Source organism: Aquamicrobium segne, assembly GCF_042656785.1.
Lineage (GTDB): Bacteria > Pseudomonadota > Alphaproteobacteria > Rhizobiales > Rhizobiaceae > Mesorhizobium > Mesorhizobium segne.
On the sequence record NZ_JBHSLL010000019.1, the window covers coordinates 120,078 to 139,493 of the forward strand.

Genomic DNA, 19,416 nt, shown 5'->3' on the forward strand with positions numbered 1-19,416 from the left:
CCCGCGGGAAAGCCGCCAGACCCGGTGACCTGTCCGGGCTGGAACTGCTCAGCCGGTCAGGATCGGGATCATGGTTTTCACATGGGCGTCGATCCGTTCCAGCACGAGCGGCGGGACCACCTCGCGTTCCGGCAGTGTCCACCATTTCGCATCAATCCGCCGCACCGTTTCGACAACGGCCTTGAGCACGGCTGGCTCGGGAAGCCTTGCCCGATTGGCAAACGTCTTCCAGCGGGCCGGAGCCAGGCCCTTGAAGGCTCGCTCGCCGCCCAGAGACAGCGCTAGCCCATCTGCCGGAATATAAGGAACGGTCGAAAGCATGTCGTAGATCGGTGCAAGAGCGGGCGTGTCGCCGTCGCCCGGATAGATCAGCGACCAGTTCTTGAGGTGCATGTCGCCATTGCCCATGACCACCGAGAAGGTCAGCCGCCGGACAAACTCCAGCGCGGCGAACGGCGAGATCGCAACATTCAGCACAGAGGCGATATCGTGGGAGGCGGCGCCATCATATTTGCGCGCCGGGTACAGGCCGAAAACCTGCGCGAAATCCTCGATATGGATGCGCTGCCCGTCTGTCCCGCGATCAAAACGCCGCACGAGCAGAACCAGCCCCTCGGCAAGTGTTTCGAACTCTTCGGGTATCCCCTCGAACTGGTCTCGGCTGACCAGTTCCCGCTCAGGCACGTCCATGCCGATGGCTTCGGCAAGCGCGAGGTTTGCAAACTCGTTCTCCGAGACGCCCGGAAAGGCGGTCGAGGGGAATTTCGCAATATACTGGCCCTCGTCATCCCCGAGCGGCAAGGTCAGTCCACCGCCCTTGCCGGTGTTCTTCATCACCGAGAGCTTCATCTGCACGCCTGCCAGCGAGAAGCGGGCCTTGGGCCGCCCTTGGGATGGCGCCGCCCCGATGCCGGTTTCACCTTCACTTGGCAGCACCCGAACGGCCCCCGGCAAATCCGCACCAAGGGTGGCAAGGAGATCGAAATCATTCCCCGACCGCACATTGCCCGCATGGTGCTTTTCCATCGCCTCGCGCAGCCGGTCTTCGGGCAGCAGGTTGGCAAAGAAGGGCGGCAGGCTGCCTGCGACGGGTCGCGGATCCTTGCGCAAGCCCCCTGATGCCGCGCGCAGCGACAGGCTCAGAACCGGAATGCCGCCGGTCGCGCGATAGGCCGGATCAAGGCTGAAGGCGTTGAAATCACCCGGCGTCCTGACGATCGTGCCAACCTTCGCACTGTTTAGGAACACGTCCAGCGCGGTGATGGTCTCAGCGGTACGGACGGCTGTCATCGTCGCTCTCCGGTTGCGGGCTGAAGGCCGGATAATCATCCTCGGCCTCGGGGCGCAAAAGCGCCTCGATGGCGGGCACCATTGCCTGCGGGACCAGCATCATTTCCAGACCAAGCGCCCGGGCGATGTTGATCAATGTCGTGGCGCGTGCGGCCGCGGCCCCCGTCTCGATATCCCGGTAGCGTGGCCGTGAAATGCCGGCGAGATCGGCCACTTGTCCCTGGGTCATACCCATGGACAGCCTGGCACGGCGAAAATGGTCGCCGACCAACCCCAGCGTTTCTTCCTCTGACTTCATGCGACACCTTTGCGGATCATTCGTATTAATATTGATCTGAATAGGTATCATGTCTCCCAGGATTTGCAATGCAGTTGATCTGCCAACATACCATGTCGCGTTCGGAGGATATGTTTAGGGATCATTTTATCAGATCGCGACCGAGCGCTCTGCAGGTGCTGCGCCTGCACAGAGAATCGAATCAGGCCTGTGGTGTGCTGCTTTGTAGAAGCGTCGCCATCGCCAGTTTCGAAGAAATCATGTGGCGCGCTGCGCAAGAGCGACTAAAATAGCCGTAGTTCTGGAATGCGCGCCGGTCGCGATGGGAGGTGATCATGCATGATCACCGCTCGACAGTCGCGGGCCGCACGCGCGTTGCTGGGTTGGACGCAGGAGACGCTCGCTGACAAGGCCCGAATATCGCTGACTGCCCTGAAACGCCTTGAGTCCGAGAACCGGCTCGAGGTGTATGAGACAACGCGGGATCAGGTGCGCCGGGCGCTTGAAGCAGCAGGGATTGTTCTCCTGTCCACGGATCGCGGGCAAGGAGTGTTGTTGGTTCATGGTCAAGACGAGAGAAGACACCGGCAAACCTACGACGGTTGATTGGCGCAGGCGCCATCATCGACCCGCAGCGACGGCCTGTGTCTTACGGCGATCCTCGACATGACATCTTTCGACGACATTGCTCCCGTCAGCGACGAGCTCACCGAGTATGACCGTGCGCATATCAAGCTTTATATGCGACTGCTCGATGCCGCTGACGATGGCGCCGAATGGACCGAAGCTGTTAATGTGCTGTTCGGCATCGACCCTGTTCAGGAACCCGGGCGCGCAAGGCGTGTCCATGACAGTCATCTGGCACGGGCGCGCTGGATGACGAAGAGCGGCTATCGCCAATTGCTCCAGCGTCCGTCAGATCGCGACTGACCTCGCCACCGGCCCCGGAGTGATGCCCTGCGGACATCACTCCATGCCTCCATTCCGGCTTCCATCCCGATAGATGCGCCGGAATCTTTTCACGCTCCACCTGTGCAGTTTCAACCGGGAGCGGAACAATGAAGCCGGATACGTCCCGCTGGCGAGACCAGAACCACTATGAATTCTACGATGCGCTGCCCGTTGAGGGTGTCGCGTGGGAGTGCTTACGCCGTAACGCTGCCTATCAGGCCAGCTTCGATGATCTTCTAACACAAGACGCCGTACATCTTCCCCTTTCGGATGATGCCCAGCGTCGCTGGGGGTTACGATTTCCCGGCAGACCCCAAACATTCCGCGCTCGACCAACCGGTTATCTGGTCGTCCCTTGCCAATCCGGCCGTGCTGATCCTTGGTGCCACCCCCGATTTTCTACCCCCTTCGTCGGCCGCGCTATCCGTCGATCCTGTTGATGTCATCCGCGGGCCAGAGGGGACGTATGGTGCATGCTGCCAGGGTGACACTCAGTATCTGATCCTAGCTGGTACCGGCCACGATGCGCAGCCCGCGCTCATCCTGCCACTTGACGACGATCTGCCGGACCGGCTCGAAGCCGTTCTCCGGTTCTGGCACATGCTGGCCGCGAAACCCGCGCGCAGCGATCCCAGAGTAACGCCATATCAACGCCGTCGCTTCCGTCTGATGATGCAAGCCGCTGACGGAAACTCCAACCACGCGACCTATCGTGAAATTGCCATCGCGATCTACGGAGAGGAGCGCGTTCGCGCCGAGCCGTGGAAGACATCCGCCCTGCGCGCCGCTGTCATCGCCCTTGTCCGGTCAGCCACCGCCCTCATCGATGGCGGCTATCGTGGCCTCCTGCGCCAGCGTCGCAAACGCTGAATCTCACGACTGACCAAGGGGTGAGGATTCTACCCCTTCGATCTTCCTCATCCCCCATGCCGCCGCGCCTTCGCCACCGTGCGCATGTCATGCCGTTGATCGTCAGCGGCATCCTGCACAACCACGGAGGCCACCCCATGCGACCTGATCTCGCCGCCTTGCCGCCACGCTATCTGCGCACCAAGGAAGCCGCCGATTTCCTCAGTCTGTCCGCGCGCACGCTGGAAAAGCACAGAACCTACGGAACGGGACCTGCCTATCACAAGCTCGGCGGCCGCGTTGTCTATTCGGTCGAGGATCTCGCAGCCTGGGTTGCGCGCGGATCGGTTACCTCCACGTCGGACCCACGCGGACAAGTTCTCCCGGCGAAACCTATGCCGCCGACCGCATTCACCTCGCCCAAGCGCATCACGCGCTGAACACGGCGGTCAGCCCCTGATGGCAGCGCAGCACCCATCCGCCTCGGAACGCGGGCAACTCGATCTGTTTCGGGCGCTTCCCGGGGAATTCGCGCCACGAGACGCGCAGGACCTCATGGCCTATCCCTTCTTCTCCCTTTCCAAATCGCACCGCGTCCGCCCCATCGATTTTGCCCTGGGCAACGTGTCCATCCGTGTCGAAGCTGTTCCCGATCACGGTATGGCGACGATCTGGGACGCCGATATACTGATCTGGGCGGCCAGCCAGATCGTGGAAGCACGGGACGCAGGTCTGCGCACGTCACGCCTGATGGCGGCAACGCCCTACGAGATCCTGACGTTCACGGGGCGAGGAACCTCCCTGCGGGACTATCAGCGCCTGAAAGCGGCACTGGACCGCCTGCAATCAACCACAGTTGCAACGTCGATCCGCCAGCGCACCAACGGACGGCGCCATCGCTTCTCGTGGATCAACGAATGGCATGAACGAACCGATGCCAATGGTCGTCCGGACGGCATCGAGATGATCGTGCCTGACTGGTTCTACAGCGCGGTTCTGGATGACGCCCTGATCCTCACCATCGACCGGGCCTATTTCAATCTGACCGGCGGGCTGGAACGCTGGCTCTATCGCCTGGTGCGCAAACATGGTGGCCGGCAGAAAAACGGCTGGCGTTTCGATTTCCATCACCTTTACCAGAAATCGGGAAGTCTCTCGCCATTCAAGCGCTTCGCGTTCGAGCTGCGCGACATTATCCGGCGCCAACCGCTGCCCGGCTACATCCTGTTCACCGAGGTCGAGACCGGCGGCCGGATTCTGCTCGCTTTCGAGCCGGTGCCGCCCTGTGGAAAACCTGTGGACGGCCTCGTGCTATCGGGAACCCGCACTATCGTGCCATCGGGAACCGGCGGCTCGTGCTATCAGGAACCCAAGCAGCTCCTATCCTCCGGGAATAAAAGCGAAAATCGCGCCCTTAACTTAGAGTCTAACACAGAATCTAACTTTGAAGAGCGCCGGCGCGATGTGGAAATGCTCATCGCCAGGGCTGGAGCGGCCCTCAGGTCGGGTGCCCGCAAAGGCGAACTGACACGCCCAAAACAAGGATCTCTCGCATCGGGAAGCGCGTCTGAACTGCCTCTTGGCAAACCGGGAGGCCAGCGATGATCGTCGCACTCCTCAACCAGAAAGGCGGCGTGGGCAAGACGACGCTGGCCCTGCATCTCGCCGGGGCCTGGGCAGCGGAAGGCAAGCGCGTCATCCTGATCGATGCTGATCCGCAAGGCTCCGCACTCGACTGGTCGCAGCGACGCAGCCATGAAGGGCTGCCAAGGCTGTTCAGTGTTATCGGTCTGGCCCGCGATACGCTACACCGGGAAGCGCCGGAACTGGCGCGTGACGCCGATCATATCGTCATTGATGGTCCGCCCCGTGTCGCCGGTCTTATGCGCTCTGCGCTGCTTGCCGCCGATCTGGTGCTGATCCCGGTACAGCCGTCGCCCTTCGACGGCTGGGCTTCGGCCGAAATGCTGGCGCTTCTGGGCGAAGCACGCATCTATCGCCCCGAGCTTGCTGCCCGATTTCTGCTGAATCGATGTGGTGCGCGCACCGTCATCGCCCGCGAAACAGCCGAAACGCTGGCTGACCATGATCCGCCCTTGCTGGCCGCGACCATCGGCCAGCGCGTCGCCTTCGCCGAAGCCGCACAGACCGGGCGGCTGGTCTTGGAGACCGATGGCGGCGAACGGGCCGCACAGGACATCACAGCGCTGGCGACCGAGATCGATCGCCTCGGAATCGGAAGGGTTGTGCCATGATACGTCCGCCCGCCAGATCTGGCTTTGCGTCGCGTCCGGGCAATCCCGATAGCTGGGTCAGGGCTGCCGATGTACCGGCAACCGGCAAGACGATTGGTGAGGCGTTCACCGCCCGCCTGACTATCGACATCACGCCCGAGCTGCGTGGACGCATCAAGGTCGCGGCCTTCCGGCGCGGCGTCACTGTCGCCGTCATGCTGCGCGAGATGCTCGGCAGCGCGTTTCCACCCAGCGAAGAAGATCCGTCATGAGCGGTGGAGCGACACGTCCTGTGCATGGCCGTCTGCAATCAGACGGGCCAGCCCCCTTCACCACGCTGGTTGAACTGACCTTCCAGAAGCAGAAGGTCGAGCGATGGATACGCTTCGGCCACAAGAGCTTCGAGCAGATCATCGATCGCCGTCGCAGCATTGTCGGCTTTGCGCCGGGCAGCGTCTTCGCCTTCGTCCGTTGGGCCTCCAATGATTACGGCACCATCGTTTCCCGGCTCGACATCCTGCGTGCGGTCGGGCGCGGCGAACCATTCCAGACCGTGCCCTTCGTTCGCCCCGGCGGCGAAATCCTGTTGCGTATCGATGGCTGGCCAAAGGTTCAGCGGGCACTCGCCCTTATCGACACCATAGACGCCCTCGGAGTCGATCCCGCGGATGTCGCGCCGGATTACTGGCGACATGTCCACAACCGGCAGAGCGCCGGTCAGGAACCCAATCCCTACACGCCCGAACGTCATGCCGCATGGATCAGCCGCCGGAGGATCGCGCCATGAGCCGCCGTCATATCCTTGCCGCTGCGATGATAGCTGTCGGCACTCTCGTCACTACGGTTGTCGTCGATCTCCCGACCCGGCTGATCTGGAATGCTACCGCCAGCGCGCCCATCGGTTTCTACACCGTCGAGACTGCGGACGCGCTCGAAGTCCCCGAACTGGTCGCCCTCATGCCGCCCGAACCACTGGAGCGCTTCATGGTCGAGCGCGGCTATATCGGACGCGGCGTGCCGCTGCTCAAGCGCGTCCTCGGTCTGCCGGGACAGCGCGTCTGCCGCAGCGGCGCGACCATTACCGTCGATCATGTCGAGATGGGGGACGCGCTGGAGCGCGACCGCATGGGCCGCGATCTGCCGGTCTGGCAGGGCTGCCGCATCATCGGCGACGGCGAACTCTTCCTCATGAATTGGAAAATCCGGGACAGCCTCGACGGCCGTTACTTCGGACCTCTTCCTGCCAGTTCCGTCATCGGCCGGGCGCTCCCTCTCTGGACCGATGAGGAAGGCGATGGCCGCTACGAATGGCGGGCGGCCACGCATTGAACCCAAGCCAAACTTTCAAACACAGGAGACCTACCATGCCACAGATCGGTCAATTCTCGCGTGACGCATCCGGCTTTGCCGGTCAGCTCGTAACGCTCACCCTGAAGCGCGACCTCGTCATCGTTCCCGCTGAACATTCTGATGCGGAGAATGCACCGGACTACCGCGTCCATCACGTTGAACAGGACGGACCGGAGGTCGGCGCCGCATGGAAACGCACTGGCGAGAAGGCTGGCGAATATCTTTCGGTGCTACTCGACGATCCCGCCTTGCCGCAACCGATCCGCGCCAACCTGTTCCGCGACGACGATGCTGGCTCGTCATGGTCGCTGCACTGGAGCCGCCCACGCCCCCGCGAAGATCGGGACTGACATCATGCGATCCCGCACCCTGCTTCTCTTCACGGCCCTGCTGTCGGCGGGCGACGGCTGGACGGTGGCCATGGCGGAAGTGACACCGCAATCCGCGCCTGTCACAGTGCACCCCCATGCTGCTTTCATTGCCGAGGCATCACAGCGCTTCGGTATTCCGGAGCACTGGATTCGTGCCGTGCTGCGCGTGGAAAGCGCGGGCGATATACGCGCCATCTCATCGGCGGGCGCAATGGGACTGATGCAGGTCATGCCCGATACCTGGGCGGGCCTGCGCAGCCGCCACGGCCTCGGGCGCGATCCCTATGACCCGCGCGATAATATCCTCGCAGGCACAGCGTATCTGCGCGAGATGTGGAACCGTTACGGCAATGTCGCAGCCATGCTTGCCGCCTATAATGCCGGTCCGGGTCGCTATGACGAGCATCTGGCGACCGGCCGCGTTTTGCCCGCAGAGACGCGCGCTTATGTCGCCACGCTTGCGCCACTTCTCGGCGGCGTAACTGCGCCAGGCGCACCGACCATCGTACCGCCGCCGCCACCGGATTGGCGCGAAGCTCCTCTCTTTGTTACGCAATCCGGCGGCATTTCAGCGGCGGCCGATCAGCCGCCGCGCGATAGTCGCGCAACCGTTCCTCTGCACCATCCCGTCGACCAGGAGCCGCAGGACGGAGGCATATTCGTGGCCCGTTCGAGCGATGGAAATTGGCCATGACCATGACGTTTGCGCGCTCTTTCGGTCCGGCTCCGGTGTGCAGACAGGCAGGATTGCGCCTGACTGCATTTCCGGCAGGAGGGGCAAAAAGGGAAAGAAGGGCGGAGGGCAAGATAAAGGAAACCGGCACCCTATCTGGCCGGTTTCTGGGCAAGCCCTTGTCTGCACACTATTTTGGGGCGCGGCGCACGGCACCCTGCTTTTGGGTCTCGCGTGCCGCGATATGGCGCAACGCCTTGGTTTTGCTGAGTTTTGACCGGCACTCTAGCCGAATATCTGCAGTTTGCATGCCTAAGCGTCATGGAGTGCGCACATGAGCGCCGATGACGAGAACCGCTTTCGCCCCAGGCCGGGTCGGATCAAATCCGACGTGCCGAAGGTGGGCAAGGCGAAGTGCTTTCTGACGCAGGCGAAGAAGCTAGCGCGTCAGCATAGCAACAGCTCCGGCAGATCTTCATCTTTCGCATCACGGACTTCCTCGTCGGTTTCATCTGGTTCGGCTGGAAAGAGGGGGGAGGCATCGCGCACTGGCAAAGGTCCGGGTGTCAAGCGTGGCCGTGGCGCGGCCTTTGTCCGCGCCCGAACCCTGTCGGGCGGTTGGCGTCACAGTACGGCCGGAGCGCGCCGCGTCGTCGTCAAAACCCGTTATGTCCAAGGCGCGGGAAAGAATGGCAAAGGGGCTGCCCATCTGCGCTATATCCAGCGAGACGGGACATCGCGTGATGGCGAGCGCGGCCAGCTTTATTCGGCGAACGAGGACGGCGCCGATGGAGATGCGTTTCTTGACCGCGGCAAGGATGATCGCCACCAGTTCCGCTTCATCGTCTCGCCGGAAGATGCCGCCGATCTTTCCGATCTCACCGAGCACACCCGCGATCTGATGAGCCGCATTGAGGGCGATCTTGGCACGAAGCTCGATTGGGTGGCGGTCAATCACCACAATACCGGCCATCCCCATGCCCATATCATTGTTCGGGGCAAGGACGATCTGGGCGAGAACCTGGTCATCAATGGCGATTATCTCGCAAATGGTATTCGTGAGCGGGCCAGCGAACTGGTCACGCTGGAACTTGGACTCGCCACCGAGATCGAGCAGAGCCGCAAGTTGACTGCCGAAATCGACCAGGACCGCTTCACCCGGATCGACCGGGCAATGACCGAAGAGGCCGATGAACGGATCCTCGATCTGCGCCATGATCCCGACGACACGCGCCGCCAGTTCAACCGTACGCTTCGCCTGCGCCGTCTCGCCAAACTGGAAAAGATGGGGTTGGCAACGGAACATGCACCCGGCATCTGGGAGCTTGGCGCGAAGATGGAACCAGCGCTGCGTGAACTCGGTGAGCGCGGTGACATCATCCGCAACATGCACAAGGCGCTGAAGGCTGATGGGCAGGAACGTGATCCGATGACCTTCCAGCTTCACGACGGCGCGCCCGCGATGCCGATCACCGGCCGCGTCGTGGACAAATATCTCACCGACGAGATGGGCGAGAACCTGACCCTCGTGGTCGACGGCATCGACGGGCGAACACATCATCTTCCCGGCATTGATCCGGCCCGCGTCGAAGACGCCCGGATTGGCAGCATCGTGGAAGTCGGCCCCGCCGATACAGCACAGCGCCCATCCGATCGCACCATCGCTGCGATCTCGGAAAATGGTATCTACCGACCGAGCCGCCACCTCGAACAGGCGAAGTTCGAGGGACGTGTGCCGGGTGGCGACTATGAGGGCTATGTCGATGCCCATGTCCGGCGATTGGAGTCGCTACGCCGGGCCGGGATTGCCGAGCGGATCGACGCCGACCAGTGGCGCATCCCCGAAGACTTCGAGAGCCGCGCCACCGCCTATGATGCCGGTCGCAACCAGCAGGCCAGCATCCGTGTCGTGTCGTCCTTCGATCTCGAAAAGCAGATCGGCGCCGATGGTGCGACTTGGCTGGACCGGCGACTCGTTACGCCACACGCTTCGGATCTTACTCCGGCAGGGTTCGGGCAACAGGTGCGCGAGGCTATGGACCAGCGCCGCGAGCACCATATCGCTCAGGGCGATGCCACGCGGCAGCAGAATGGACGCATTCTCTATCGGCGCAACCTGCTCGCCAATCTGCGGGAACGGGAAGTGGCCCGCGTCGGTGCGGAAATGGCCAGCAGCAAAGGCTTGCCGTTCCGGGCGGCTGCCGATGGCGAAAATATCAGCGGCAAGTTCACCGGGACCGCACATCTATCGAGCGGCAAGTTCGCCATTGTCGAAAAGAGCCACGAGTTCACTCTTGTCCCATGGCGGCCAGTGATCGACCGCCAGCTCGGCCGCGAGGTTGCGGGCATCGTGCAGGGTGGATCGGTATCGTGGCAAATGGGGCGAACACGAGGGCTCGGGATCTGAGCCTTTGCCGATCTGGCACCTCGCAAATTGTTCTGTCGACATCGGCATCTGAAAGGGCCTGTCCGATGTGCCGCCGATAGTATCCGGCAACACGGCACCCCTGCTTTTCCTGTTGCCGCTTTCGAAAACGTCTATTCTTTGATCGGCTCCGACTCTCTTGCCGATTGGAGCCTGTATGCGTGGTGGCCGAATACTCTGGGGCCAGATCATTGTTGTATTCACCATTGTCCTGGCGATGGTCTGGACTTCGACACAATGGGTGGCCTTCCGCCTTGGCTTTCAGCCCCAGCTCGGCAATCCATGGTTCGATGTTGCGGGATGGCCGGTCTATTATCCTCCGGCCTTCTTCTGGTGGTGGTTTTCTTTCGACGCCTATGCGCCCGGTATTTTCACCGAAGGCGCGTTCATCGCCGCGTCCGGGGCGTTGTTCGCTATCGCCGCCGCTTTTTTCATGTCGATCATCCGGGCGCGCGAGGCGCGCAATGTCGCCACCTACGGATCGGCCAGATGGGCCGAGGTTAAGGAAATCCATGCCGCCGGGTTGCTTGGCCCCGATGGCGTGGTCCTGGGAAGACACAGCAAGGATTATCTGCGCCATGACGGCCCCGAGCATGTCCTTTGCTTCGCGCCCACCCGATCAGGCAAAGGCGTCGGTCTCGTTGTGCCGACGCTGCTGACCTGGCCGGGAAGTTGCATCGTCCATGACATCAAGGGGGAGAACTGGAATCTGACGGCCGGCTTCCGGTCCCATTACGGCCGCGTCCTGCTGTTCGATCCGACCAATGTTCATTCCGCAGCATACAATCCGTTGCTGGAAGTCCGCCAGGGGGAGTGGGAAGTCCGCGATGTGCAAAACATCGCGGATATTCTGGTCGATCCCGAGGGCAGTCTCGACAAGCGCAACCATTGGGAAAAGACCAGCCATTCGCTGCTGGTCGGCGCGATCTTGCATGTCCTTTACGCCGAGAAGGAAAAGACGCTCGCCGGCGTCGCGAGTTTTCTGTCCGATCCCCGCCGTCCGGTCGAGGCAACCTTGCGCGCCATGATGGACACGCCGCATCTGGGCGAAGCCGGTGTGCATCCCGTCATCGCTTCGTCGGCACGCGAGCTGTTGAACAAATCTGAGAACGAACGCTCCGGTGTGCTGTCCACGGCGATGTCTTTTCTCGGCCTCTACCGAGATCCGGTCGTGGCCCGCGTGACGGCCCGCTGCGACTGGCGCATTGCTGATCTGGTCGGAGCAAAAGAACCCGTCAGCCTCTACCTCGTCGTACCGCCCTCGGACATCAATCGCACAAAACCGCTGATCCGCCTCATCCTCAATCAGGTCGGGCGGCGGCTGACCGAGGAGCTGGAAACCTCCGGCAAGCGCCATCGCCTGCTGTTGATGCTGGACGAGTTCCCCGCGCTCGGGCGGTTGGACTTCTTTGAATCGGCACTCGCCTTCATGGCCGGTTATGGCCTCAAAGCGTTCCTGATCGCGCAGTCGCTCAACCAGATCGAGCGGGCCTATGGACAGAACAACGCCATTCTCGACAACTGCCATGTGCGTGTCGCCTTTGCTGCCAATGATGAACGCACCGCCAAGCGGATCAGTGATGCGCTCGGCACGGCCACGGAAATGCGCGATTCCACCAACTATGCGGGCCATCGCCTCGCGCCATGGCTGGGGCACCTCATGGTGTCGCGGCAGGAAACGGCGCGGCCATTGCTGACGCCCGGCGAAATCATGCAGCTTCCGCCAACCGACGAGATCGTCATGGTAGCGGGTGTGCCGCCCATCCGCGCCGCCAAGGCGCGCTACTATGCCGATGCGCGGCTTCAGGAACGGGTGCTGCCGCCGCCCGATCTACGCAAGCAGTCGGTGAAGATGGAAACATCGGCGCCAGACGACTGGACGAGCCGTGTTGTTACGGCCGCGGCCGGCCACGGACCCACGTCGAACACGTCCGACGACGATCCTGCCAATGCCGGTATCCGTCGTGAGCCGGAGCTTCCCGAGCATGAGGAAATCATCCCGCCACCACCGCCGCCATCGCAGGAGTTCGACTTTCTCGATGATGAGCCCGACGTCGATGCCGCCAAAGCCCGTGCCATGCGTCAGCGGATGCGCATGGTCGCGCGGCAGGCGTCACTTGACCCAAATGACGGCATCGAGCTTTGAGAAGGAAGACAGGCATGACGAGTCGCACCCGCATGAATGTCTACTTCTCCCCGGATCTGCTGAAGCAGGTCGAGGGTCTGGCGCTGCGTCGCAATGTTTCAAAATCCGCGGTGATCGAGGCTGCGGTAGCATCCTTCCTGTCCGGTGACACGACCGAACGGCTGGAAGCCGCAATGTCGCGACGCCTGGATAAGCTAGGCCGCCAGTTCGATATGCTGGACGAAGATGTGGCCATCCTCGGCGAGACGCTTTCGCTGTTCGTACAATTCTGGCTCACCATGACGCCGCCGCTGTCAGATAGCGCGAAACAATCGGCGCGCATCAAGGGCAACGAGCGCTTCGAAGGCTTCATGCAGACGCTGGGCAAGCGCCTGGCTTCCGGCGACAGATTCCTGAAAGAGTTGTCGCGGGATATGGATTCGCTTCACGATCTTTCGTCACAAGGCCAGTCCGAAGCGGATGGAAACCAGCTCTGAACTTTAGATCCATCCTATTTGCCGCCCTGCGCCGCCGATGCCCGCACACGCGTAAACATCTGTTGAAACGGCCCTAAATCAGGTTCTTTTAATCGACCCCAATCCGGGGTCCGTCTTTTGCGCGTCCCGCCATGAATGGGGCCGCCATGACCGCATCACATCAGAAACCCGAGACGATTGCGCGTGGTGCGCGGATGCTGCGCACCGCGCTCGGGGCATCGATTGCCCGGTTTCTGGAAGATCCAGCTGTGGTTGAGGTGATGCTGAATCCCGATGGCCGCATCTGGGTGGATCGGCTCTCCGAAGGGCTGGCCGATACGGGGGAGAGGCTGTCGGCTGCCGATGGGGAGCGGATCGTCAGGCTGGTCGCCCATCATGTCGGCGCCGAGGTTCATGCCCGCAATCCGCGTGTGTCGGCTGAACTGCCCGAGACCGGCGAACGGTTCGAGGGTCTGCTGCCGCCGGTGGTCGCAGCACCCGCTTTCGCCATACGCAAGCCTGCCGTCGCGGTGTTCACGCTCGACGACTATGTAAACGCTGGGATCATGACCAGTGCTCAGGCCGAGGTGCTGCGCCTGAACGTCGCCACGCGTGCCAATATCCTTGTCGCGGGCGGCACCTCGACCGGAAAAACCACGCTGACCAACGCGCTGCTGGCAGAAGTCGCCAAGACTTCGGACCGCGTCGTGATCATTGAAGACACGCGCGAACTGCAATGCGCCGCGCCCAATCTGGTCGCGATGCGCACCAAGGATGGCGTGGCGACCCTCTCCGACCTGGTGCGTTCATCGCTGCGCCTGCGCCCGGATCGCATCCCGGTCGGCGAGGTGCGCGGGTCCGAAGCTCTCGACCTCCTTAAAGCCTGGGGCACCGGCCATCCGGGCGGGATCGGCACCATCCATGCCGGTTCCGGCATTGGCGCGCTGCGACGCCTCGAACAGCTCATCCAGGAAGCCGTCATCACCGTCCCGCGCGCCCTGATCGCCGAGACAATCGACCTCGTCGCCGTTCTTGCCGGACGCGGCTCTTCCCGCCGGCTGGTCGAACTCGCCCGCGTCGATGGGCTGGGGCCGGACGGCGATTACGCCATCACGCATCCCATCACTTTGGCAACCACCCCGAAAGGAAACCTTTCATGATCCGCACGATTTCACGCGGCTGCCGCATCATGGCAACCGCCGCTGCCACTGTTTCCATCAGTCTGATGCTGGCGCCTGCCGCACACGCCTCCGGCTCCTCCATGCCCTGGGAGGCACCGCTTCAGTCGATCCTCCAGTCGATCGAGGGTCCTGTCGCCAAGATCATCGCCGTCATCGTCATCATCGCTACCGGCCTGGCGCTGGCCTTTGGCGATACCTCCGGCGGCTTCCGCCGCCTGATTCAGATCGTCTTCGGCCTGTCCATCGCTTTCGCCGCGTCGAGCTTCTTCCTGTCGTTCTTCTCGTTCGGCGGCGGGGCGCTCATCTGATGGCGGGCGGGTTTGAACAGCTCGATACGGTGCCGGGCTTCTCCATCTCGGTTCACCGGGCGCTAACCGAGCATATCCTGCTCGGCGGCGCACCGCGTTCGATTGCCATTGTCAACGGCACGCTGGCCGGCGCCGTCGGCCTCGGCCTCCGTCTCTGGCTGGTTGGCATCGCCATCTGGGCAGTCGGTCATTTCCTCGCGGTATGGGCTGCCAAACGCGATCCGCTCTTCGTCGAGGTGGGGCGCAGGCATCTGCGCATCCCCGGTCATCTGTCGGTGTGAGGGCGCGGCCATGATGAACCTCACCGAATATCGCCGTACCGCCACCCGCCTCGCGGATTTCCTGCCCTGGGCCGCGCTGGTTGGCTCGGGCGTCGTACTGAACAAGGACGGCAGTTTCCAGAGGACTGCGAAGTTTCGCGGGCCGGATCTGGATTCCGCTGTTGCCGCCGAACTGGTCGCGGTCGCCGGGCGTATCAACAACGCCGTGCGCCGCCTCGGCTCCGGCTGGTCGATCTTTGTTGAGGCACAACGAAGCGAAGCCGCGACCTATCCCGGCAGCCAATTTCCTGATCCGGCCTCCGCTCTGGTCGATGCCGAGCGCAAAGCTGCCTTCGAGGAAGCGGGCACGCATTTCGTGTCGGGCTACTTCCTGACCTTCCTCTGGCTGCCACCCGCCGAAGATGCGGCTCGCGCCGAGACCTGGCTCTACGAGGGCCGTGAGCAATCCGGCGTCAATCCATGGGAGCTGATGCGCGGCTTTGTCGACCGCACCGACCGCGTGCTGGCGCTACTCGACGGCTTCATGCCCGAATGCCACTGGATCGATGACGCGGGCACGCTGACCTATCTCCATTCCACGATTTCCACGAACCGCCATCGCGTCCGCGTGCCCGAGGTGCCGATGCACATCGACGCGCTGCTGGCCGATCAGCCGCTGACCGGCGGGCTGGAGCCACGCCTGGGCTTGTCGCATCTGCGCATCCTGACCATCACAGGCTTTCCGACAGCGACCACGCCCGGCCTGCTCGACGAGATGAACCGGCTCGCGTTCCCGTATCGCTGGTCCACCCGCGCCATCCTGATGGACAAGACGGACGCGACGAAACTCCTCACCAAAATCCGCCGTCAATGGTTCGCCAAGAGAAAATCCATCGCCGCGATCCTCAAGGAGGTGTTGACCAACGAGCAATCGGCGCTGGTGGACACCGATGCGTCCAACAAGGCGCTCGATGCCGACATGGCCTTGCAGGAACTGGGCGCTGACGTCGCCGGCATGGCTTATGTCACAGCAACCGTCACCGTCTGGGACGCCGATCCCCGTATCGCCGACGAGAAGCTGCGTCTGGTCGAGAAGATCATTCAGGGCCGTGACTTCACGGCCATGCCGGAAACCGTCAATGCCGTCGATGCCTGGCTCGGCTCGATCCCCGGACATGCCTATGCCAATGTTCGGCAGCCGCCGGTCTCGACGCTCAACCTTGCCCACATGATCCCGCTATCGGCCGTGTGGGCGGGGCCGGAACGGAACGAACATCTCGGAGCGCCCCCCTTGCTTTACGGCAAGACCGAGGGTTCGACGCCGTTCCGGCTTTCCCTTCATGTCGGCGACGTGGGCCATACCCTCGTCGTCGGCCCGACCGGCGCAGGCAAGTCCGTGCTGCTGGCGCTGATGGCGTTGCAATTTCGCCGTTATGAGCGAAGCCAGATTTTCGCTTTCGATTTCGGGGGATCGATCCGGGCATCCGCGCTCGCCATGGGTGGCGACTGGCATGATCTCGGCGGTGGATTGACCGAGGGATCGGAGGTTTCCGTTTCCCTGCAACCGCTGGCGCGGATCGATGATGCCTATGAACGGTCATGGGCCGCTGACTGGATCGCCGCGATCCTGATGCGTGAAGGCATGAGCATCACGCCGGAGGTGAAGGAGCACATCTGGACGGCGCTGACATCGCTGGCATCCGCCCCGGCGGGGGAACGGACCATCACCGGCCTTGCCGTGCTGCTGCAATCCAACGATCTGAAACAGGCGTTGCGCCCTTACTGCATTGGCGGCACCTATGGCCGGTTGCTCGACGCCGAGGCCGAACATCTCGGATCAGCCGATGTACAGGCCTTCGAGATCGAGGGGCTGGTCGGCACTGGGGCTGCGCCTGCCGTCCTGTCCTATCTGTTTCATCGGATCGGCGACCGGCTCGACGGTCGGCCAACCCTGCTCATCATCGACGAAGGCTGGCTGGCGCTCGATGACGAGGGGTTCGCCAATCAGCTCCGCGAATGGCTGAAGACGCTCAGGAAGAAGAACGCTTCCGTCATTTTCGCCACGCAGTCACTTTCCGACATCGATGGCAGCAATATCGCGCCTGCCATCATAGAAAGTTGCCCGACGCGGCTGCTGCTGCCGAACGAACGCGCCATCGAGCCGCAGATCACGGCAATCTACCGCCGCTTCGGCCTCAATGACCGGCAAATCGAGATCCTCGCGCGGGCCACGCCAAAGCGGGACTATTACTGCCAATCGCGGCGCGGCAATCGCCTGTTCGAGCTTGGCCTCAGCGAAGTCGGCCTCGCGCTCTGCGCCGCATCATCCAAATCCGATCAGACCCGTATCGCCGAACTCGTTGCCGAGCATGGGCAGGACGGTTTTCTCGCGGCCTGGCTGCGCGATCGCGGCGTCGAATGGGCCGTCGATCTGATCCCGAACCTTACCAATCTTGTCGAACGGACAGAGCCCGCTCGGTCGGTCGCGCCAGATCAAATCCATCCAGATGACAGCCAAGAAAAGGAGATCCTGCCATGATCCGTATCCCCGTTTGCCGATATTTCAGTGCATCCGTGCTGGCGCTGACGCTCGCCATGCCTGTTGCCCTGTCGCCCATGCTGACAAGCCCCGCTCACGCTTTTGGCTTCGGCCGCATCGTCTATGATCCGACCAACTATGCGCAGAACCTTCTGACCGCCGCACGCACGCTGGAGCAGATCAACCACCAGATCACCTCGCTTCAGAATGAAGCGCTGATGCTCATCAATCAGGCGAAGAATCTCGCCAGTCTGCCATATTCCTCGCTCCAGACTTTGCAGCAGAACGTCCAGCGCACGCAGCAGCTTCTGGCCCAGGCGCAGAACATTGCCTTCGACGTGCAGAACGTCGATCAGATGTTCCAACAGAAATACGGCAAGGTTTCGCTATCCGCGACCGACGCCCAGCTCGTCGCCGATGCACGGTCCCGTTGGCAGAATACGGTCGGCGGCTTGCAGGACGCCATGCGCGTGCAGGCCGGTGTCGTCGGAAATATTGACACCAATCGCGCTGAAATGTCCGCCCTTGTCGCGCAGAGCCAGAACGCGACCGGCGCGTTGCAGGCGACACAAGCGGGCAATCAGCTTCTCGCGCTCCAGTCGCAGCAGCTTTCCGACCTGATCGCGCTGATGTCCGCCAATGGTCGCTCCGAAGCTCTGATCGAAGCCGAGCGCGCCACCGCCGCCGACCAGGGCCGCATCCAACGCGAGCGTTTCCTGACACCGGGATCGGGCTATCAGCCCGGCAATGCCCGGATGTTCGGCAACGGCAGCAACTGACCGGACAGGAGGGGCGCGACATGGACGGCAAGATGCTGGCCCGGCTTGGCGCAATCATATTCGTGGCCATCGCCATCACCGCGACGGTGATCGAAATGACACGCGAGGACGAACCGGCACAGCCCCGTTCGGCGCCGGCGCTTCAGGCGCCTGCCGATCCGCTGCACCAGAGCCTGCGCCACTGCCAGCAGTTAGGCGAGGCCGCCGTGAACGACCCCGGCTGCCTCGCCACCTGGGCCGAGAACCGCGACCGGTTCCTCGGCCGGACGCCGGTGCCCGCCGCCCCGCATCAGAACGGGGGTCAGTGAACCATGGGCGGCACCGGCGTCATCGACAACTTTCTGGGCGTTTTCACCAGTTATATCGACAGCGGCTTCGGCCTGCTCGGTGGCGAGGTCGCCTTCATCGCCACCACCCTGATCGTCATCGACGTGACACTCGCGGCACTCTTCTGGTCCTGGGGTGCGGATGACGATATCATCGCCCGGCTGGTCAAGAAGACGCTCTTCGTCGGCGTCTTCGCATACCTGATTGGCAACTGGAACAATCTCGCCCAGATCATCTTCGACAGCTTCGCCGGTCTTGGCCTGAAAGGTTCGGGCACCAGCTTTTCCGCCGCCGATCTGCTGCGGCCCGGCAAGGTGGCGCAGACCGGCCTCGATTCCGGTCGCCCGCTGCTCGAATCCATCTCGGACATGATGGGCTATTGGTCGTTCTTCGAGAACTTCATCCAGATCGCCTGCCTGATGTTCGCCTGGGCGCTGGTGTTGCTGGCCTTCTTCATTCTCGCCGTGCAGCTCTTCGTCACGCTGATCGAGTTCAAGCTGACCACTCTTGCAGGCTTCGTCCTCATCCCCTTCGGCCTGTTCGGCAAGACCGCCTTCATGGCCGAGCGCGTTCTCGGCAATGTCGTGTCGAGCGGCATCAAGGTGCTGGTGCTTGCCGTCATCATCGGCATCGGATCGACCCTGTTCAGCCAGTTCACCGCAGGCTTCGGCGGCGTGACACCGACCATCGACGACGCCATGGCGATTGTGCTGGCTGCCCTTTCCCTTCTCGGCCTCGGCATATTCGGGCCTGGTATCGCTTCCGGTCTCGTCTCAGGCGGCCCGCAGCTTGGCGCAGGTGCCGCTGTTGGGACCGGCCTTGCCGCTGGCGGCATGATGCTTGCCAGCGGCGCTGCCGCAGGCATGGCCGCGAAGGGAGGGGCAGCGGCGCTGTCGGGTGGAGCTGCTGCCGTCCGTGGCGGTGCTGCTGCGGGCTCTGTTGCAAAAATCGTGAAGCTTGAGCATGCTTGGCGGAGATTGGACGGACGGAACGATGACGGA

At 62.7% G+C, this 19,416-nt stretch carries 24 protein-coding genes and 1 pseudogene; 22 read left to right on the forward strand and 3 right to left on the reverse strand.

Features of this window, described 5'->3' with window-relative positions; all coding sequences use genetic code 11:
• Positions 1-48: 48 nt before the first annotated feature.
• From ACFPLB_RS08095 to ACFPLB_RS08105, 3 genes are all read right to left on the reverse strand, one after another.
• Positions 49-1,290, reverse strand: coding sequence for a type II toxin-antitoxin system HipA family toxin (locus tag ACFPLB_RS08095; protein WP_378228852.1), 1,242 nt, complete (start codon positions 1,288-1,290; stop codon positions 49-51).
• A complete protein-coding gene (locus ACFPLB_RS08100) occupies positions 1,268-1,588 on the reverse strand; it encodes a helix-turn-helix domain-containing protein (protein ID WP_378228853.1) in 321 nt (106 codons plus the stop codon). The genes ACFPLB_RS08095 and ACFPLB_RS08100 overlap by 23 nt, the downstream gene beginning before the upstream one ends.
• A 181-nt stretch (positions 1,589-1,769) precedes the next feature.
• Positions 1,770-1,904 (reverse strand): hypothetical protein, encoded by a 135-nt coding sequence (locus ACFPLB_RS08105; RefSeq protein ID WP_378228854.1) that lies wholly within the window; start codon positions 1,902-1,904, stop codon positions 1,770-1,772.
• Between the two features lie 2 nt (positions 1,905-1,906).
• Between ACFPLB_RS08105 and ACFPLB_RS08110 the strand changes: the two genes are divergently transcribed.
• The 22 genes and pseudogenes from ACFPLB_RS08110 to trbL all read left to right on the forward strand — a co-directional run.
• The gene (locus ACFPLB_RS08110) at positions 1,907-2,173 is read left to right on the forward strand and encodes a helix-turn-helix domain-containing protein (RefSeq protein ID WP_378228855.1); all 267 of its coding nucleotides are present in this window, start codon (positions 1,907-1,909) and stop codon (positions 2,171-2,173) included.
• Between the two features lie 60 nt (positions 2,174-2,233).
• Entirely contained in the window at positions 2,234-2,497 is a 264-nt protein-coding gene (locus tag ACFPLB_RS08115; protein WP_378228872.1) for a DNA -binding domain-containing protein, read from the forward strand.
• Between the two features lie 128 nt (positions 2,498-2,625).
• Positions 2,626-2,763: pseudogene (locus ACFPLB_RS08120) on the forward strand (transcriptional regulator domain-containing protein); the annotation flags it as partial.
• A 25-nt stretch (positions 2,764-2,788) separates the two neighbouring features.
• Positions 2,789-3,388, forward strand: coding sequence for a DUF2285 domain-containing protein (locus ACFPLB_RS08125; RefSeq protein WP_378228856.1), 600 nt, complete (start codon positions 2,789-2,791; stop codon positions 3,386-3,388).
• 137 nt (positions 3,389-3,525) lie between these two features.
• A complete protein-coding gene (locus tag ACFPLB_RS08130) occupies positions 3,526-3,807 on the forward strand; it encodes a helix-turn-helix transcriptional regulator (RefSeq protein ID WP_035746363.1) in 282 nt (93 codons plus the stop codon).
• Between the two features lie 19 nt (positions 3,808-3,826).
• Positions 3,827-4,972, forward strand: coding sequence for a replication initiator protein A (locus ACFPLB_RS08135; protein ID WP_378228857.1), 1,146 nt, complete (start codon positions 3,827-3,829; stop codon positions 4,970-4,972).
• Positions 4,969-5,622, forward strand: a complete 654-nt coding sequence (gene parA, locus ACFPLB_RS08140) for a ParA family partition ATPase (RefSeq protein WP_378228858.1) — start codon at positions 4,969-4,971, stop codon at positions 5,620-5,622. Before ACFPLB_RS08135 ends, parA begins: the two co-directional genes overlap by 4 nt.
• Positions 5,619-5,873 (forward strand): hypothetical protein, encoded by a 255-nt coding sequence (locus ACFPLB_RS08145; protein WP_378228859.1) that lies wholly within the window; start codon positions 5,619-5,621, stop codon positions 5,871-5,873. Before parA ends, ACFPLB_RS08145 begins: the two co-directional genes overlap by 4 nt.
• Positions 5,870-6,388, forward strand: a complete 519-nt coding sequence (locus ACFPLB_RS08150) for a DUF2840 domain-containing protein (protein ID WP_378228860.1) — start codon at positions 5,870-5,872, stop codon at positions 6,386-6,388. The genes ACFPLB_RS08145 and ACFPLB_RS08150 overlap by 4 nt, the downstream gene beginning before the upstream one ends.
• Positions 6,385-6,930, forward strand: coding sequence for a S26 family signal peptidase (locus ACFPLB_RS08155; protein ID WP_378228861.1), 546 nt, complete (start codon positions 6,385-6,387; stop codon positions 6,928-6,930). The genes ACFPLB_RS08150 and ACFPLB_RS08155 overlap by 4 nt, the downstream gene beginning before the upstream one ends.
• A gap of 35 nt (positions 6,931-6,965) precedes the next feature.
• On the forward strand, positions 6,966-7,301 hold the full coding sequence (locus ACFPLB_RS08160; protein WP_378228862.1) for a DUF736 domain-containing protein: 336 nt from the start codon (positions 6,966-6,968) through the stop codon (positions 7,299-7,301).
• Positions 7,302-7,305: 4 nt separating this feature from the next.
• Positions 7,306-8,016: a lytic transglycosylase domain-containing protein gene (locus ACFPLB_RS08165; protein WP_378228863.1), complete on the forward strand. Its 711-nt coding sequence runs from the start codon at positions 7,306-7,308 to the stop codon at positions 8,014-8,016.
• 1,153 nt (positions 8,017-9,169) lie between these two features.
• Positions 9,170-10,402 (forward strand): DUF3363 domain-containing protein, encoded by a 1,233-nt coding sequence (locus ACFPLB_RS17655; RefSeq protein ID WP_417281648.1) that lies wholly within the window; start codon positions 9,170-9,172, stop codon positions 10,400-10,402.
• A gap of 175 nt (positions 10,403-10,577) precedes the next feature.
• A complete protein-coding gene (locus ACFPLB_RS08175) occupies positions 10,578-12,566 on the forward strand; it encodes a conjugal transfer protein TraG (protein ID WP_378228865.1) in 1,989 nt (662 codons plus the stop codon).
• Positions 12,567-12,580: 14 nt separating this feature from the next.
• Positions 12,581-13,042 carry a ribbon-helix-helix domain-containing protein gene (locus ACFPLB_RS08180; protein WP_009450541.1) on the forward strand — a complete coding sequence of 154 codons (462 nt, stop codon included), beginning with the start codon at positions 12,581-12,583 and terminating at the stop codon, positions 13,040-13,042.
• A 146-nt stretch (positions 13,043-13,188) separates the two neighbouring features.
• Positions 13,189-14,181, forward strand: a complete 993-nt coding sequence (gene trbB / locus ACFPLB_RS08185; protein ID WP_024707402.1) for a P-type conjugative transfer ATPase TrbB — start codon at positions 13,189-13,191, stop codon at positions 14,179-14,181.
• A complete protein-coding gene (locus tag ACFPLB_RS08190; protein ID WP_009450539.1) occupies positions 14,178-14,510 on the forward strand; it encodes a TrbC/VirB2 family type IV secretion system protein in 333 nt (110 codons plus the stop codon). The genes trbB and ACFPLB_RS08190 overlap by 4 nt, the downstream gene beginning before the upstream one ends.
• Positions 14,510-14,791, forward strand: a complete 282-nt coding sequence (locus ACFPLB_RS08195) for a VirB3 family type IV secretion system protein (RefSeq protein WP_024707401.1) — start codon at positions 14,510-14,512, stop codon at positions 14,789-14,791. Before ACFPLB_RS08190 ends, ACFPLB_RS08195 begins: the two co-directional genes overlap by 1 nt.
• Before the next feature lie 10 nt (positions 14,792-14,801).
• The gene (gene trbE / locus ACFPLB_RS08200; RefSeq protein WP_378228866.1) at positions 14,802-17,309 is read left to right on the forward strand and encodes a conjugal transfer protein TrbE; all 2,508 of its coding nucleotides are present in this window, start codon (positions 14,802-14,804) and stop codon (positions 17,307-17,309) included.
• Positions 17,306-18,088, forward strand: coding sequence for a P-type conjugative transfer protein TrbJ (gene trbJ, locus ACFPLB_RS08205; RefSeq protein ID WP_378228867.1), 783 nt, complete (start codon positions 17,306-17,308; stop codon positions 18,086-18,088). The genes trbE and trbJ overlap by 4 nt, the downstream gene beginning before the upstream one ends.
• 20 nt (positions 18,089-18,108) lie before the next feature.
• Positions 18,109-18,396: a putative entry exclusion protein TrbK-alt gene (gene trbK-alt / locus ACFPLB_RS08210; RefSeq protein ID WP_024707398.1), complete on the forward strand. Its 288-nt coding sequence runs from the start codon at positions 18,109-18,111 to the stop codon at positions 18,394-18,396.
• A gap of 3 nt (positions 18,397-18,399) precedes the next feature.
• Positions 18,400-19,416: P-type conjugative transfer protein TrbL (gene trbL / locus ACFPLB_RS08215; RefSeq protein WP_378228868.1), on the forward strand; the 1,017-nt coding region annotated here is incomplete at its 3' end.